We start from the raw sequence: 2421 nt of genomic DNA on the forward strand, positions 1-2421 counted from the left end.
GCGCATGGTGGTGCGCGGCGGGGCCGGGATCGTGACGCTGTTCAACGCGGCCGATCCGCAGGTGCTGGCGGTGTTCGCGCGGTATGCGCTCGCGCCGGAGTTGCGCGAGCGCTGAGCCTTACAGCTTCTGCGTCTGCATGAAGTCGTCGAACGCCGCCTCGGCGAAGCGGAACCACAGGTTCTGGTCGGCCCGCACCTTCGCGTAGTCCTCGTAGACCTTCTTCCAGTTCTGGTTCTTCGCCGAGAGCTCGGCGTACATCTCCTGCGAGGCCTTGAAGGCGGCCTCCATCACCTCCTTCGGGAAGCGAAACAGCCGCGTGCCGCTGCCCACCAGCTGCTTCAGAGCGGCCGGGTTGCGGTAGTCGTACTTGGCCTGCATGTCGATGTGGGCCACCGCAGAGGCGGCCTCGATCACCGCCTTGTACTCGGGCGTCAGCGCGTCATACGCCTTGGTGTTGACGAAGAAGTCGAGCTGCGGGCCGCCTTCCCACCAGCCGGGGTAGCAGTAGTTGGGCGCCACCTTGTTGAAGCCGAGCTTCTGGTCGTCGTACGGGCCGACCCATTCGGCGGCGTCGATGGTGCCCTTCTCCAAGGCGGGGTAGATGTCGCCGCCGGGGATGTTCTGCGGCACCGCGCCGATGCGCTCCAGCACGCGGCCGCCGAAGCCGCCGATGCGCATCTTCAGGCCCTTCATGTCGGCCAGCGACTTGATCTCCTTGCGGAACCAGCCSCCCATCTGSGCRCCGGTGTTGCCGCCGGGGAAGTTGAYGATGTTGTASTKGYGGTAGAAMTCGCGCATCAGCTTCAGGCCGTTGCCYTCSASCATCCASGCCGTCATCTGGCGSGAGTTCAGSCCGAACGGGATCGMGSMGCCGAKCGCGAAGGTCTCGTCCTTGCCGAAGAAGTAGTACGGCRCGGTGTGCGCCATCTCSACGGTGSCGTTCTGCACSSCRTCGACCACGCCGAAGGCCGGCATGATCTCGCCGGCCGCGTGCACCGAGATCTGGAACTTGCCGCCSGWSAKCTCGCCGACCTTCTTCGCGAAGACYTCGSCGSCGCCGWAGATGGTGTCGAGCGATTTCGGGAAGCTGGAGGCSAGGCGCCAGCGCAGGGCCGTCTGGGCGTGGACGATGGCCGGAGCGCTGCCGGCGGCGAGCACGCCGGCCAGGCCGGTGCGGGTGATGAAGATGCGGCGTTCCATGTCTCTCTCCTCGGGGTGATGGGGCGGGGAGATTTTTTACCGAGCTTCAGGAGGGGTGGGGATGGGCTTTCCCCGTTGGGGAAAGCCCGGCGGTGCTCACGGCGACAGGCGCAATCAGTTCGCTCGTTTTAAATTCGAGTAGTCAACAATTGTTTGCACGTAAAGGGCACATTTCTGAGCGAAATCCGTCGCCGCCGCTGCCAGCTCTTGGTCATCTTTGAAAATCGTTCCCGACGAAAATACCGTCGCTTGCCGATTGAAATAGTCACGCATTTTATTTAATTCCCCCCGTTTGCCTCGATCCCTCGAATGATTGCACACACCAACGCAGTCTGCCGCGAGTAGGCTGCACATATTTTTCAGCAACTGGAGGTTGACACTTCTTTGGATAATCTCCTGCTTCACAAGATCCCCCCAAGTAATCGCATCTTGACCATAGTCCTCCCGCCGTCTACCGGACGTCCGCAATTGAGGATCGTTCGGATCAAGGGGCTTGCAATACTTGTCCCTCCCCACGGAGGAAGGCACGCCTGTAGCAACACTATCCGCGTCTTCATGCATCACAGTTTTGATCGACTTGCGCGTCAATTCAGCCGTCTTCGCCTTCGATTTCTCGCTCAACTTCTCCTGCATTCTGTAGGCGTTGACTTCGAGGGTCTCAGCACAAATTTTCTTACTAACCTCTTTATGTTGCAGAAGATTTATTTCGGGAATTTTATGGCTTTCGTATTTTTTTCCACTATTAATTTTATCTCTCGCCTGAGAGATCCATTTCTCTGACGCCTTGGTATTCTTCGCCTCCTTCTCAGATCGATGCAAGATCCTCTGAGGCCCCTTCATCAATTCAACCTCGCCTCCCCTCTCAGTTACAGTGGTGGCCTCAGACTTGATATCCCCTCCATCTATCCGATCAATCTGCGAATCCCCGTCACCAGAGTCAGCCACACAATAATCACTGTTCGACTCAGCCTCGGTCAAATTAATTTCATTCGAGAAATCCTCTCGAAAAAATATTTCCCCACGCCCAAAATCAGGCTCACTCTCGCTTTCTTTAACCTCCCTATCATCCAGATCACCCAATAGCTTATCGAGATCCTTGCTGCCACTTGCCGGATCGGCGACAAACATACCAAGGGTTCTCAATGCCGTTTCATATCCACCTAGATCACCCGATTTCATCGCTGAAACGGCGGCCTCCTGGAATGCATAAAACCCACCCC

The 2421-nt window shown here is 58.0% G+C and carries 2 protein-coding genes; both read right to left on the reverse strand.

The features are described 5' to 3' along the window. Positions 1 to 118: 118 nt before the first annotated feature. Positions 119 to 1201 carry a TRAP transporter substrate-binding protein gene (locus AC1D15_RS27110; RefSeq protein ID WP_477828446.1) on the reverse strand — a complete coding sequence of 361 codons (1083 nt, stop codon included), beginning with the start codon at positions 1199 to 1201 and terminating at the stop codon, positions 119 to 121. A gap of 114 nt (positions 1202 to 1315) precedes the next feature. Beyond that, on the reverse strand, positions 1316 to 2421 hold a 1106-nt coding region (locus tag AC1D15_RS27115), incomplete at its 5' end, for a hypothetical protein (protein WP_477828447.1).

It is taken from the genome of Rhizobacter sp. P2_H2 (genome assembly GCF_056403375.1).